Below are 13,474 nucleotides of genomic sequence, written 5' to 3' on the forward strand. Positions count from 1 at the left end.
CCTGTTTTTTTGCGTATCCTTAACCGGGGTGCCACCATGCTTGAAAAAAAAATAAAAGTATCGTCGAACAAAACTACCCGCCGCATAGCTTTGCCCGTCATCTGCACGATTCTCCTTTTTGTCACCGCTATTTTTTTCGTTCTCCTGCCGCAGCTTGAGGAAAGCTTTCTCGCCAGAAAACAGGAAATGATCCGGGAATTGACGGAAACGACCTGGAGCCTGCTTGAGAACTATCATGAACGGGAGCTATCCGGCGAACTCACCAGGAGTGAGGCGCAGCAGCGGGCCCTCCTGCGCATCCGCAATCTGCGCTATGGACCGGAAAAAAAAGATTATTTCTGGATTAACGATATGGTGCCGCGGATGATCATGCACCCCTATCGGACTGATATCGAGGGTAAGGATGTTTCGACCTTTGAGGATTTAAACCTCAAATACATTTTAACTGAAATGGTCAAGGTGGTGCGGCGGCAGGATGCGGGATATGTTGACTACATGTGGCAGTGGAAAGATGACCCCGGCAAAATAGCCCCGAAAATGTCCTACGTCAAAGGCTTTGAGCCGTGGGGGTGGATTATCGGCACTGGCATGTATATCGATGATGTCCAGGCCGAGATCGGCAGAATCGGTAAAAAGCTCACCACCATTTCCCTGGGTATTCTCTTATTCGTCACCCTGCTGTCTCTTTATTCTATTCGCCAGACCATGAAAGCTGATCGGGAAAGATTTGCCATTTTTTTGGAACGGGAACGCCTGCTGAAGTCCCTGGAGGAGAGCAAAGAGCGGTACCGCAACCTGATCGAGACGACCAGTGACTGGATATGGGAATGCGACGGCAACGGCAAATATATCTATTCAAGTCCCAGAGTGACCAATCTGCTTGGCTATCAGCCGGAAGAGATGCTCAATAAGACGCTGATGGATCTCGTCTCTCCCCAGCAGGAAAAAACTTTTCAGACTGCCTATAAAGAACTGCTGGGCGCCCAGAAACCTATTAACGGCCTGGAGAACACCTGTCTCGGTAAAAGTGGTCAGGTTGTCGTGCTGGAGAATAACGCGGTGCCGATATTCGATGGTGAGGGGATTTTTCGTGGCTATCGCGGTATCGCCAGGGATGTCACGGAAAGAAGAATTGCCATGGAGACGATCAGGAAAAACCGGGATGACCTGCACGCTTCTTTGGAAGAAACCGTGGCATCGCTGGCGTCCACCGCCGAAAAACGCGACCCCTATACGGCCGGGCACCAGATGCGGGTGGACCTCCTCGCCTGCGCAATTGGCAAGTACATGGGACTTTCTGGTAAGCAGCTTGAGGGACTCCATATTGCCGCCATGCTGCATGATATAGGAAAGATTTCCCTGCCATCCGAATACCTTGCCAAACCAACAAAACTGACCAAAGAGGAAATGGCCATCATGAAATGCCACCCCGAGGTGGGCTATGAAATATTAAAAACTATTCACTTTCCATGGCCGGTGGCGGAAATCGTCTACCAGCACCATGAGCATCTGGACGGCTCGGGTTACCCGAGGGGTTTGGTCGACAAAGACATACTTCTCGAAGCAAAGATTCTTGCCGTAGCCGACGTGGTGGAAGCCATGTCATCGCACCGTCCTTATCGGCCTTCACTGGGTATAACCATGGCCCTTGACGAAATCCGTTCAGGCAGGGGAACCCGCTACCACGCCCCGAGCGTTGATGCCTGTCTGTACCTTATCAATGAGAAAAAAATAGACATTTGTTCTGAGAATGTCTGCCCGGTTTTTCTCTAGCCCCGGTAAACGGGAAATATGCCTTGCTCTTTTTAGTGCCCCTTTGGGGGAACTGACCCCTGAAGCACAAGAAAAACACCGATTCCTTTTGCTGTGGGAGGAGTTGCCATGATGCTGCGCAGATGGTTTCCCTGGAAAAATATAATCAGTTCGCTTGCTCGATCCCGTGGATTTATTGATCCGGTTTCGCTGCTGTCCCGCCTCGAGGGCTTCGGGCAGCCGCTGCAGATTCGTGAGCCGCTGGAATTGCTGCGCGCCGGTCTGGTCTTTCATGCCCGTGGACTGCTCAACACCGGTGCCATCCAGCACAATCTTGACTGGGTCTGGCCGTACTGGGTCGAACGTCAGTACAATCCCCACGATGATGCCTTTATTCCCCGGGCGTTTTCCATAACCCATGTGAACCTTACCAGCCGGAACTGGACTGCCGTGGGCATTCCGGGATTCGATGAACTGCCGATCGTCGATCCCCGGGGCCTGGTGACCCCCTTCTGGGACAGTTGGTCCCTCGATGCCTGGATTGTCACGGACCAGGGCGAAAACGTCTATCCGTCGCGACTCCCTTTTGTTACCCAGTATTTGGATATGGCCGGTCGTGTTGCGGTGGTGACGGTTGCCAACCACAAAAGCCTGCAGCTGATTTCCCGGGTGACCGCGCTGCTGCAGGAAGATGGGACACCCGCCTGTGTCATCGATCTGTCGGTGAGCAGCCCAAATCCCGCCTGGTTGGTCGTCGCCTTGCGGCCCTATAATCCGGAAGGAGTGAGTTTTATCAGTGATATCAATTTTCTGCCGGAAAATAACGGCTGGTTGGTGGACAAACAGCGCCAGGTCAGGTTTTCCCGGCTTCCGGATCAGACCAGTTTTTCCTATTACCGCCAGGGGGATGTGAAAACCCACCTGTTCACTTCTCCCGACCTGCGTGACGTCCATTGCCGGGTCGGGATGGCCACTGCCGCAGCGCTGTTTCGGGTCTCTGAAGGGAGTACCGACGTCCAGACGGCAGTTCCCCTGACCCAGGACAAACAACCCTCTATGGAATTGACGGCCGGCTGGTCCGGGGTACTTACCGAGGCGGCGAGGCTGGACGTCCCGGAACCGTTGTTCCAATATCTCTATGATGCCGCCCTCCGCTCCCTGGTGCTGCATTCTCCGGCGGAAATCTATCCTGGTCCCTTTACCTATAAACGATTCTGGTTCCGCGATGCGGTCTTTGCCCTGCACGCCATGCTGGCGGCAGGGCTGCTCTCCCGGGTCGGACGGTTGCTTGACAGTTTTCCCGACCGTCAGGCGGCAAGCGGATTTTTCCACTCCCAGGAGGGGGAATGGGACTCCAATGGCGAAGTTCTGTGGATGTTCCTGCAATATTGCAGATTGTCGGGGGAAGCCCCCCGGGTGCAGTGGAGCAAGGCTATTGAGCGCGGCGCGGAATGGATCGTCAATAAACGGTTGCCGGCGGAGGGCGATGCACCCTATTCCGGTTTGTTACCGGCCGGATTTTCGGCGGAACATCTCGGGCCGAACGATTACTATTACTGGGATGATTTCTGGGGGGTGGCTGGTTTACGGGCAGCAGCCGAATGGTTTCACCGGACCGGGGAGGCAGCCCAGGCCGAGCGTTATCGCAAGGAGGCCGACCAGTTCTTTGACTGCGTGCGGAAAAGTTTGGCGGATGCCGCCCAGAGGTTGAATCAGCAGGGGATGCCCGCTTCTCCTTTTCGCAGGATGGATCCGGGGGCTATCGGCTCCCTGGTGGCCGGGTATCCGTTGCAGCTTTTTGCCGCCGATGATCAGTGGCTGCTGGCGACTGTTGATTTTCTCCTGGAAAAATGCACCTTTCGCGGCGGTTTTTTTCAAGATGTCATCCATTCCGGGATTAACGCCTACCTGACGCTGCATATGGCACAAGTCCTGCTGCGCGCAGGGGACATGCGGGCACTGGAACTGTTTCGTACCGTCGCCGAACTGGCCTCGCCGACCGGTCAGTGGCCGGAAGCCATCCATCCGCGCACCCTTGGCGGCTGCATGGGGGACGGGCATCATGTCTGGGCCTCGGCGGAGTGGGTGGTCATGCAGCGAAACTGTTTTGTTCGCGAAGAAGGAGAGCGTCTGGTGCTCGGGGCCGGCATCTTTCCGGAATGGCTGACCCAGACGAAGCCGTTATCCTTTGGACCGACACCCACGCCCTTTGGTCCGGTAACCGTCCGGGTCAGCCCGGAGGATGACCAGATTACCGTTGCCTGGCAAGGCGAATGGCGTGGGGCGGCCCCGGAAATATGGGTCTGCCTGCCTCATTTTCCCGTGCTGACCGCGAAGGCGGAAGCCTCTACCGTGACCCTGAAAAGGAGTGAGCGAAGATGAAAATTGCCATGTTCACCAATACCTTTACCCCGCATATCGGTGGGGTCGCCCGCAGTGTCCAGGGCCTGGTCGATGAGCTGCGCCGTCTTGGCCACCATGTTCTGGTGGTGGCGCCGGAATTTGACAATGTTGCTGCAGATGAAACCGATGTGCTGCGCATCCCGGCGGTACAGCACTTTAACGGCAGCGATTTTTCCCTGCCCATGCCGCTGCTGTCAATAAAAGTATCCCACCTTCTGCATGATTTCCAGCCGGATATTGTCCACAGTCATCATCCTTTTCTCCTTGGCGAGACGGCCTTGCGCATTGCCGTCTCCTGTGATGCGCCCGTCGTCTTTACCCATCATACGCGGTATGAACAGTACACGCATTACCTGCCAGGGGATTCCGCGCCACTGAAGCACTTCGTCATTGACCTGGTCAACGGCTACTGCAATCTCTGTAACGCGGTGGTCGCACCGAGCAGGTCGATTGCCGATATGCTGCTCGAACAGGGGGTGCAGTCACCGATTGAGGTTATCCCCACCGGCGTCGATCCGCTCTATTTCGCCGAACCGGAAGACGGTGCCTGGCGCCATCGTCTGGGTATCCCGGAGGATGCCTTTGTCGTCGGCCATGTCGGTCGTCTGGCTACGGAAAAAAATCTGCCCTTTCTCGGTAAGGCGGTTTGTCGCTTCTTGCTGAAAAATCCCGCCGCCCATTTCCTGCTCATCGGTCAAGGCAGCGCCAGGGAGGAAATGGTTGCCGAGTTTCACCGCCAGGGCCTGCAGCAGAGGCTGCACCTGCAGGGTATCCTCGATCGGCGAAGCCTGACCAGCGCTTATCACTGCATGGATGTTTTTGCTTTCGCCTCGCAATCGGAAACCCAGGGGCTGGTGCTCGCCGAGGCGATGGCCGCCGGGACGCCGGTGGTGGCCATCGATGCGCCGGGGGTTCGGGATCTTGTCGTCGACACCCATAACGGCCGGCTTCTGTCGCTGGAGGTGATCGACAGTTTTGTCGAAGCCCTGGCCTGGGTGGCCCAGCTTTCGGCGGAACGACGGGTGCAACTGCGGCAGAATGCCCTGCACACCGCCGAAGCTCTTTCCGTTGACAACTGTGTGCGGAAAATGCTTGAGCTGTATGACCGATGTATTCGTGCGGAATCGGCACTGCTGCAAATTACCGAGAGCCGGTGGCAGAAGGCGGGAAAACGAATCAGCAAGGAATTCGAGATCCTGAAAAATTATGGCCATGCCATAGAAGATACCATCCATTGGCTGCCGCTGATAAAGGCTGAGGAAAAACCGGTCGAAACAAAAAAGGACCTCTAACCCGTTACCCAGTGGAGACACCTTGCTCATGCCGACAGACATTGCATCGATTATAGCCCGTGCGGTGGCGGCAGTCTTTGCTGTTGTGCTGCGTCTGGCGAGAGCTTCCTGGCGCCGGCAAGGTATCGGTATGGAAGTCGTCGACCAGGCCTTGACACGGCAGGAACGTCTGCTGGTTGTCTTCTGGCACACCAAGCATATCGCCCTTTTCCCCTTGGTGGAGGGATTTGATGCCTGGATTCTTACCAATAGATCCTTCCGCGGGCAGGTGATCGCCGCCCTAGCCGGGCACTTCGGCTATCATAGTATTTTCCTTGATCATAAGCACGGTCAGGAACTGCAGCAGCTGCTCGATGACTTACTGCAAAAACACCGCTGTCTCGCCATCGCGGTCGATGGCCCGCTGGGCCCCCTGCATCGCGTGCGGCCGAGCCTGGTCCGTCTCGCCTCGCAGCTGAAGCTGCTTGTGGTGCCGCTCTCGGTTGCCGCGCAGCCTAAAATCGTCATGCGCAGGAGGTGGGATAAAATGGAGATCCCCCTGCCTTGCAGCCGCGTCCTGTTCGGTGTTGGCAAACCTTTCAAGGTTCCCCCTGACGTGCAGCCGGATGGGATTGAGGCGTGGATGGAGACGATACAGAAAAATATTGAAGAAACGGATCAAATGATCGACAACGTATTGACCGTTAAATAACGCCTCAAAATCCCCTCAGGCAGGAGAGTTTGGTGGCGACTTCGACCTGCTCGGCCTGTATTGGTTCAGTCGCCGCGGGCGCGGTCATTTTGGAGCGCAGGTGATATACAGAAAGCCGTCGCACAGAGCATGGTCGCAGAGCCCTTGATCGCCCATGAGATAGGTCGGCGCCGTTGCGCCGATGTCGTGGTCCACCGCCCAGTCGATCGCCTTGGCGAACCCCTTGGCCCGGCACCAGGCGTTGGCCGCCGGTTCACCGCATTGCCGGTCAAGATAGAGACAGCTGTCAACCCGGTAATTCTGGTAGACTGGCAGGGAGAAATGGGTGATGACCCCCCTTGCCGCATCAGGGCCATCTCCTGTGGCCAGCGTCTCAGGCGGCAGGGGGTTTTCCCCGGCCTCGGCGAAATGTACCGGCAGCAGCAGGAGCATGGCCAGGATGACGGCCGGAAAAATGCGATATTGCCGGCGAGAATCGCTGGTGCCTGGAGTGCCAGCCTGTCTCTCACCAGCCTTGAGCATAGGATTCTCTCCTCGGGTCGGCACCGGCCACCAGTGTTTTTTTGTCTTCGTTGATGACGATGACGCAGACCCCGCCGGCTTTCCAGGCCCAGTCCGGCCACATCTTCACCTGATGCCCGCGTTTTTCCAGTTCCAGCAGCGCCTGACGACCGATACGTTGTTCCGCTCGCAGCAAACCAGGGTGGTAGTCGTGGGGGGCAAAGGAATTAGGATAGGAGAAAGTTGCAAAACGCGGCTGCTCCGTGGCTGTCTGCACCTCCATGCCGAACAGGGCGATATTTAAAAAGGTCTGCAGAATGGTCTGGCACTGGGTATCACCGCCGGGGGTACCGATAAGCATGTAGGGCTTGTCGTTTTTAAAGATCATGAAGGGGGCGGGCGTCAGTCGGGGCCGCTTGCCGCCGGCTACCGAACTTGCGTGCTTTTCGTCAACAAAAGACTGTGAGCCGCGGGTGGAGACGACCATGCCGGTTCCCGGGATCACCGGTCCGCTGAAGGACATATCACTGGGCACGGCGGAAATACAGTTGCCGTCTTTGTCGACGACGCAGACATAGCTGGTGTCAAGATTGTCGTTTTGCTCCCTGTTCGGCTGGACGGTATGGTACAGCATGTCGTAATCCTGCGGCAGAGGCGTGTCGTTAAACGGCCATGGATTACCAAAATCCGGCATCCCCGGAAAGGTCGTCTCCTTAATGCGCGCCGCACAGCGTGCGGCATACTCCTTGGATAACAGACCGCTGATCGGCACGGTGACGAATTTTGGGTCACCATAAAATTTTTCTCGATCGGCAAAGGCAAGCTTCAGGGCTTCGGTGATGGTGTGGATATACTGACCGCTGTTATGGCCCATTTGCCGAAGATCAAAATGCTCGAGTATATTCAGGGTCTGGAGCAAGACCGGTCCCTGGCACCACGGACCGGCGCCCTTGATGGTGTATTCACCAAAGCTGACAGCAAGGGCGTCTTCCTCGCTGCAGGAGTAGTTGGCCAGATCCCTGGCCTGCAGCAACCCATTGTTGGCATCATTGAAGGCGACAATGTCCGCGGCAATCGATCCCTGGTAGAATTCATCACGGGCGGCACGAAGACCTGCGCGGCGATCGCCGGTCTCAAGAGCTTTTTCTTCAGCGGCGATCATGCGCCGCATGGTTTTCGCCAGGTCTTTCTGGTAGAAGAGTTCATCGACTTCCGGCGGCCTGCCGTTAGGCAGGTAGATTGCTTTATTGGTTGGCCATCCGGCATACTTGTCTTTCAGTTCATGCAGGGAGTTGCGCATGAACTGGTGCATGGGAAAACCGTTTTCCGCCAGATCGTGGGCATCGGCGCAGACCTCGGCAAAGCCCATGGTGCCGTATCTGCGCAGTGCGGTCAGCCAACCATCCGGCGCCCCCGGGACGATGCAGCGATGCAGGCCATCGGGAATCCGGCCGCCATGGTTTTCCTGGAAAAAAGCCACATCGGCCTGCGCCGGCCAGACGCCAAGGCCGTCGATGGTCGTTGTCGTTCCAGATGCGGCAAGATGAATCATCATCGGGGCAACTCCGGCAAAGTTGACCATGTCCGACTGGAGTACCGCCAGACAGAACCCCGCCGCCACCCCGGCATCGACCGCATTGCCGCCTTTGTCGAGGATACGTGTGGCCGCTTGTGTTGCCAGATGGTGACCGGAAACGACCATCTGTTTTCGACCGCGAACAGCCGGGCGATAAGAGGTCCTGGTTTGTTCGTACGCTGAATAGACTTTTTCATCGGACATGTTATGCATCCTTATAAAAAACATGTGATATTTTCTGGCACCATAATCCTGCTGGAATACAAACGTATATGCGGCCAATATGCAATATTTTCTCCGTCCCGGCCGACTCTGCCGACATTAATTGCTCATCTCTACATTCCGGCTTTCAATTTGCATCATACTTCTTATAATCTGAGAGCTGTTGTCAAGGTGTCGGGTTTTTGCCAAAGGAGAGACTATACATGCATGACCAGCTTGTTGCAGAACTGATAGCTATTGTCGGAAAAGATAATGTGCTGACGGCGATGTCCGACAGGATCACCCATTCCTATGACGCCACCCAGGAAAAGCATCTCCCCGATGTCGTCGTCTATGCCGCGTCGACCGAGGAGGTCAGCCGGGTGGTGAAGCTTGCCAACCGCTTGAAGATACCGATCCTGCCCCGAGGCGCGGGCAGCGGCTTTACCGGCGGAACCCTGCCGGTGCGCGGCGGTATTGTGCTGGTGCTGACGAAGATGGACCGGATTATCGATATCGATACGGAAAATCTCACGGCCGAGGTGGAACCCGGCGTGGTGACCGCCGAACTGCAGCGGCGGGTGGAGAAGCTGGGCCTTTTTTATCCGCCTGATCCGGCCTCGAAGGAGTTCAGTACCCTGGGCGGCAATGTGGCCGAGTGCGCCGGTGGTCCGCGCTGTGTGAAATACGGTGTGACCAAGGACTATGTGCTTGGCCTTGAGGTCGTCACCCCCACCGGCGATATCATCAGGACCGGCGGCAGGACGCTGAAAAATGTGGTCGGCTATGACCTGACCAAACTCTTTGTCGGCTCGGAGGGCACCCTGGGCATTGCCACGAGAATCATCCTGAAACTGCTGCCCAAACCGGCGGCGAAGAAGACCATGCTGGTCCAGTTTGAAACCATCGATGGCGCGGCACAATCGGTTTCGGCGATCATCGGCGCCAAGATTATCCCGACAACACTGGAATTCATGGATGCGGCGACCATCAATTGTATCCGCGAGGTGAGTACCATCCCCCTGCCGGAAAACTGTCAGGCCGTGCTGATTGTCGAAGTCGACGGCGATGCCCAGCTGCTCGATAAGCAGGTGGAGCAGATTCTGGCCATTATCAAGCCCTTTGGTATTCTGCACACCAGAATAGCCGAGACCGACGAGGAGTCGGAGGAGATCTGGCAGGTCCGGCGCATTGTCAGCCCCAGTCTGCGTAAGGTCAATCCCGATAAGTTTAACGAGGATATCGTCGTCCCCCGTTCCAAGGTGCCGGATATGATCCGTGCCCTGGAAAAGATCGCCGCGGACTATGATGTTCCCATTGTCAATTTCGGCCATGCCGGCGATGGCAATATCCATGTCAATGTGATGGTTGATCTGAAGGAACATGGCATGGCGGCTAAAGTTGACAAGGTGATGGATGAGATATTCGGTGCTGCGGTCAAGCTGCGCGGGGCTATTTCCGGCGAACACGGCATCGGCACTTCCAAGGCCAAATACATGAATATGGAGCTGGATATCGCCACCATTAGCTACATGCAGCGGATTAAGGCGGCCTTGGATCCGAATAATATCCTCAATCCCGGCAAGATTTTTTTAGATAACTATCCCCAAACACCGGCAGTGGCGGACACCAAATAAGATAAAATCGGAAAAAGTCGTATTACAAGATAGCTAAATGAACAAGAATAAGAGTTTAAAAGATTTTGAACAGGTGATTCGCGAATGTGTCAAGTGCGGTGTCTGCCAGGCCCATTGCCCGACCTATCAGGTCACGAAAAAAGAAGGGGCGGTCGCCCGGGGGAAAATTGCCCTGGCGGCTGCGCTTCTCGATGGGGAAACCGGTCTGGAAGAACGATTGCAGCAGGATATGAGCATGTGTCTGATGTGCGGTTCCTGCGTGAGTAAATGCCCGAATAAGGTGCCGACCCATGACATCGTCGGGGCGATCCGCCGGGAAATTACCGACAATCAGGGACTGTCCCTGATCGGCAAAGGGGTGTCGACCCTGCTCGGTTCGCCGGTGTTGATGAAGACCCTGAGCAAGAGTGGCGCGATGCTTTCGCCGCTGCTGCTGAAAAAGGTGCCGGAAACAAGCGGCTTGCGGCTGCGTTTTCCCAGTCCGATCATGAAGGGCCGGACCATACCGCACATTTCCTTTCGTAACCTCTTTGACCGGGTGCCGGAATTTGTCGAAGGCCGGCCCGATAAACCGGTGGTCGGGTTTTTCGCCGGCTGCGCCATCACCTATGCCTACCCTGAGATAGGGGAGATGATGGTTGCCATCCTGCAGCGGATGGGTTTTTCGGTCTATGTGCCGAGGGCCCAGCAGTGCTGCGGCATTCCCGCTCTTTCCTCGGGCAACGGCACACTGGTCGAACAGCTGGCCGAGACCAATGTCGGCGCCTTTCGAAAAAGAGAGGTGCAGCAGATTATTACTGCCTGCGCCTCCTGCAACGGCGGGATCGGTGAATACTACCAGACCATGAAAACGGATTACCATGACTTTACCGGCAAGGTCATCGATTTCAGCGTCTTTCTCAAACAGCAGGGACTGTTTGCCGAATTGGCCGCAATGGACAAATGGCCGGAAAGAATCAAGGTCACCTATCATGATCCCTGCCACCTGAAAACCCAGGGCATAACCAAAGAGCCGCGGGAACTGCTGCGCGCTTTGCCCAATGTTGCTTTTATCGAAATGGAAAGTGCGTCCACCTGCTGCGGCCTGGGCGGTACTTTTTCCGTCTATCACTATGAGGAAAGCAAGGCAATCGGCGCCAGGAAGATCCCGGGCCTGGTGGAGAGCGGAGCGGAGCTGATAGCCACCGCCTGTCCCGGCTGTATCATGCAGCTGCAGGACATCATCAACCACGCGGGCTTGAAGGTGAGGGCGGTACATATTCTGGAGTTGATTGCCGAGGCACTGAAATAATTTTTGCAGCTCTTCGCCAAGTCGGTAGTTTTTTGTCGGAATGCGAAAAGTTAGACAGGACAATTGCCAAGAAACAGAGTAGAAAGTGCAAGCTGCAAGAACGCGGCAGCGGCATTAATATACGGTCGCACAGCTCCCGTGCATACCTTTGTTTATTACATTGTCAGGTGTTGCTATGAATCTGGTCTATCTGTCACCCCACTTTCCTCATCACTACCATCAATTCTGCAAAAATCTGCAGCAACTCGGCGCCAATGTGCTCGGCATAGGGGATATGCCTTTTGGTAACCTGGACCCGGTGATACAAGACGCCCTGACCGAGTACTACTACCTGAGCGATATGCATGACTACGATCAGCTGGTCCGTGCCTGCGGCTACTTTACCCACCGCTACGGCAAAATCGATCGTTTCGAATCCCTCAATGAATACTGGCTGGCTACCGAGGCGCGCATCCGCGATGATTTCAATATCGACGGTGTGCGCGGCGCGGATATTGACGTCATCAAGCGAAAATCGCAGATGAAGGTGCGTTTTCAGGCCGCGGCAATCCCCGTGGCGGCCGGTCGAGTCGTTAACACTGTCAACGAGGCCGAAGAACTGATAGCAGAAACCGGTTATCCGGTGGTGGCCAAACCCGATGTCGGCGTCGGGGCCCTGGGCACCTTTTTTCTCGAAAATAAAGAAGACCTCAACACCTTTTTTGCCACGAAAGCCGAGGTGGACTACATTATCGAGGAATTCGTCCAGGGCACCATCCTCTCCTTCGACGGGCTTGCCGACGCCAACGGCGACCTGGTGTTTTATACCGCCCATCGGTTCAGTCAGGGCATCATGGAAACCGTCAACGAGGTCCGGCACATTCATTACACCTCTCTGCGTGATATTCCACCCGCCCTCGAGCAGGCCGGACGCCGCTGTGTTGCCGCTTTTCAGGTGCGGGCACGTTTTTTCCATATCGAGTTCTTCGAAACCGCGCCGGGTAATTATGTCGCCCTGGAAGTAAATATGCGCCCGCCCGGAGGTTTTACCACCGACATGTTTAATTTTGCCTGCGACATCGACGTCTACCGGCTCTGGGCGCAGGTCATGGTCGATGGCATTGCTCCGCTGCACTACCAACGCAAATACCACTGCTGCTATGCCAGCCGAAAAAATCGCTACAGCTATCGCTACAGTCATGACGAGGTTATGGCCCGATATGGTCAATTCATCGTGCAGACCGTCGTCGTACCGGGGGTTTTCAGCAGTGCCCTGGGTGATTTCGGCTATATTTTCCGCTCGCCGGACATGCGGCGGATTGACGAAGTTGTCCAATTCATCCAGGCCGCGGAATAACGAATATTTCGGAATAGTTGACAAGGAATACCTGATGCATATTGAAGAACACCGGTGGCACAGCCCCCACCTCGACCGGGAGATGGCCGTTAAGGTCTATGGCCACTGGGGCCAGCCGTTTATTGTTTTCCCCTGTTCCAGGGGGCGTTATTTTGACTATGAAGGTATGGGCATGATCGACGCCATTGCGCCGTTTATTGAAAGTGGTCGTATCAAACTCTTTTGCGTCGACAGTGTTGATGCCTCCTCCTGGTACGATTTTGGCGTGTCCCCGGCGGAACGAAACGGTCGCCACGAACACTATGACCGCTACATTACGGGCGAAGTGGTGCCATTTGTGCGCAGCCACTGCAAGGACGACCACCTGCGTATCATGACCAGCGGCTGCAGTATGGGCGCCTTTCATGCCGTCAATTTTTTTCTGCGCCATCCCGACCTTTTTGCCGGGACTATCGCCCTGAGCGGCCTGTACCGGCTGGACTGCCCTGAATTCGGCATGGGCCGGGAAGATCTGGCCGCCGTCTACTACAATTCGCCCGTGCACTACCTGGCCGGGCTTTCCGATCCGAGCTATCTCGATCTTTATCGGCAGAGTACCATCATCGTTTGTGTCGGCCAGGGCGCCTGGGAGTCGGAGGCCATCGATGATACCCGGGCCCTGGACCATCTCTTTCGGACCAAGGGGGTCGGGGCCTGGATCAATTACTGGGGCCATGACGTCAATCATGACTGGCCATGGTGGTATAAACAGATGAACTATTTTCTCGGCTGTCTGTATGCGTAATATCGACTGG

General features: G+C 55.8%; 10 protein-coding genes. 8 read left to right on the forward strand and 2 right to left on the reverse strand.

Annotated elements, in window-relative coordinates:
* Positions 1-36: 36 nt before the first annotated feature.
* From ACYQ8U_RS03085 to ACYQ8U_RS03100, 4 genes are all read left to right on the forward strand, one after another.
* Complete coding sequence (locus ACYQ8U_RS03085) at positions 37-1,773, forward strand: cache domain-containing protein (RefSeq protein ID WP_459944046.1); 1,737 nt, start codon at positions 37-39, stop codon at positions 1,771-1,773.
* A 108-nt stretch (positions 1,774-1,881) separates the two neighbouring features.
* Positions 1,882-4,134, forward strand: coding sequence for a glycoside hydrolase family 15 protein (locus ACYQ8U_RS03090; protein WP_459944047.1), 2,253 nt, complete (start codon positions 1,882-1,884; stop codon positions 4,132-4,134).
* On the forward strand, positions 4,131-5,447 hold the full coding sequence (locus ACYQ8U_RS03095) for a glycosyltransferase (protein WP_459944048.1): 1,317 nt from the start codon (positions 4,131-4,133) through the stop codon (positions 5,445-5,447). The genes ACYQ8U_RS03090 and ACYQ8U_RS03095 overlap by 4 nt, the downstream gene beginning before the upstream one ends.
* Before the next feature lie 28 nt (positions 5,448-5,475).
* Positions 5,476-6,138 (forward strand): lysophospholipid acyltransferase family protein, encoded by a 663-nt coding sequence (locus ACYQ8U_RS03100; protein ID WP_459944049.1) that lies wholly within the window; start codon positions 5,476-5,478, stop codon positions 6,136-6,138.
* 84 nt (positions 6,139-6,222) lie between these two features.
* On the opposite strand, the gene ACYQ8U_RS03105 is transcribed toward ACYQ8U_RS03100, so the two are convergent.
* Positions 6,223-6,660, reverse strand: a complete 438-nt coding sequence (locus ACYQ8U_RS03105; protein WP_459944050.1) for a hypothetical protein — start codon at positions 6,658-6,660, stop codon at positions 6,223-6,225.
* Positions 6,644-8,419, reverse strand: coding sequence for a gamma-glutamyltransferase family protein (locus ACYQ8U_RS03110; protein ID WP_459944051.1), 1,776 nt, complete (start codon positions 8,417-8,419; stop codon positions 6,644-6,646). The genes ACYQ8U_RS03105 and ACYQ8U_RS03110 overlap by 17 nt, the downstream gene beginning before the upstream one ends.
* Positions 8,420-8,640: 221 nt before the next feature.
* Between ACYQ8U_RS03110 and ACYQ8U_RS03115 the strand changes: the two genes are divergently transcribed.
* From ACYQ8U_RS03115 to ACYQ8U_RS03130, 4 genes are all read left to right on the forward strand, one after another.
* Complete coding sequence (locus ACYQ8U_RS03115) at positions 8,641-10,053, forward strand: FAD-binding oxidoreductase (protein WP_459944052.1); 1,413 nt, start codon at positions 8,641-8,643, stop codon at positions 10,051-10,053.
* A gap of 37 nt (positions 10,054-10,090) precedes the next feature.
* Positions 10,091-11,344 carry a (Fe-S)-binding protein gene (locus ACYQ8U_RS03120; RefSeq protein ID WP_459944053.1) on the forward strand — a complete coding sequence of 418 codons (1,254 nt, stop codon included), beginning with the start codon at positions 10,091-10,093 and terminating at the stop codon, positions 11,342-11,344.
* Positions 11,345-11,519: 175 nt separating this feature from the next.
* Complete coding sequence (locus ACYQ8U_RS03125) at positions 11,520-12,680, forward strand: ATP-grasp domain-containing protein (RefSeq protein ID WP_459944054.1); 1,161 nt, start codon at positions 11,520-11,522, stop codon at positions 12,678-12,680.
* Positions 12,681-12,714: 34 nt separating this feature from the next.
* Positions 12,715-13,464 (forward strand): esterase family protein, encoded by a 750-nt coding sequence (locus ACYQ8U_RS03130; protein ID WP_459944055.1) that lies wholly within the window; start codon positions 12,715-12,717, stop codon positions 13,462-13,464.
* Positions 13,465-13,474: the final 10 nt, after the last annotated feature.

This window comes from Desulfocastanea catecholica, assembly GCF_054657295.1.

Bases quoted from the DNA above. Each gene is read 5' to 3' on its own strand.
- ACYQ8U_RS03105 (WP_459944050.1), bottom strand. From the start codon at position 6,660: ATGCTCAAGGCTGGTGAGAGACAGGCTGGCACTCCAGGCACCAGCGAT.
- ACYQ8U_RS03125 (WP_459944054.1), top strand. From the start codon at position 11,520: ATGAATCTGGTCTATCTGTCACCCCACTTTCCTCATCACTACCATCAA.
- ACYQ8U_RS03130 (WP_459944055.1), top strand. From the start codon at position 12,715: ATGCATATTGAAGAACACCGGTGGCACAGCCCCCACCTCGACCGGGAG.
- ACYQ8U_RS03100 (WP_459944049.1), top strand. From the start codon at position 5,476: ATGCCGACAGACATTGCATCGATTATAGCCCGTGCGGTGGCGGCAGTC.
- ACYQ8U_RS03095 (WP_459944048.1), top strand. From the start codon at position 4,131: ATGAAAATTGCCATGTTCACCAATACCTTTACCCCGCATATCGGTGGG.
- ACYQ8U_RS03085 (WP_459944046.1), top strand. From the start codon at position 37: ATGCTTGAAAAAAAAATAAAAGTATCGTCGAACAAAACTACCCGCCGC.
- ACYQ8U_RS03115 (WP_459944052.1), top strand. From the start codon at position 8,641: ATGCATGACCAGCTTGTTGCAGAACTGATAGCTATTGTCGGAAAAGAT.
- ACYQ8U_RS03110 (WP_459944051.1), bottom strand. From the start codon at position 8,419: ATGTCCGATGAAAAAGTCTATTCAGCGTACGAACAAACCAGGACCTCT.
- ACYQ8U_RS03090 (WP_459944047.1), top strand. From the start codon at position 1,882: ATGATGCTGCGCAGATGGTTTCCCTGGAAAAATATAATCAGTTCGCTT.
- ACYQ8U_RS03120 (WP_459944053.1), top strand. From the start codon at position 10,091: ATGAACAAGAATAAGAGTTTAAAAGATTTTGAACAGGTGATTCGCGAA.